The 270-nt window shown below is 64.1% G+C and carries 1 protein-coding gene; it reads right to left on the bottom strand.

The features are described from left to right. Positions 1-14: 14 nt before the first annotated feature. Positions 15-270 (bottom strand): hypothetical protein (locus L687_RS0120915; protein WP_235045211.1); only part of this gene is annotated, 256 nt, incomplete at its 5' end.

Raw genomic sequence — 270 nt, 5'->3', positions numbered from 1 at the left:
CTCGTGGCTGCCCTTCAGGCCGATCCGTTCGGAGTGAATGGACTCGCGGGACCGTGGTGACGGCGGGTATCGGGGTCGACCCAGTTGCCCGACCCGGTCATCCGGTGCCAGCGCTTGTGGAACGCGAGATCGGTACCTTCGGCTTCGACGACAGCAGCACCGCACAAATCGCAGATACGAAGCATGATGATGTCACCGTCGGCGGTCGTGATCGAGAATGACTCCGCCGGGAATACGACGCCCATCGTGCTCTCCTCTCGCGCCCGCACC

Source organism: Microbacterium maritypicum MF109 (genome assembly GCF_000455825.1).
GTDB lineage: Bacteria > Actinomycetota > Actinomycetes > Actinomycetales > Microbacteriaceae > Microbacterium > Microbacterium maritypicum_A.
The sequence above is the reverse complement of the archived record's forward strand: the minus strand, read 5'-3'. Positions and strand labels throughout refer to the sequence as shown.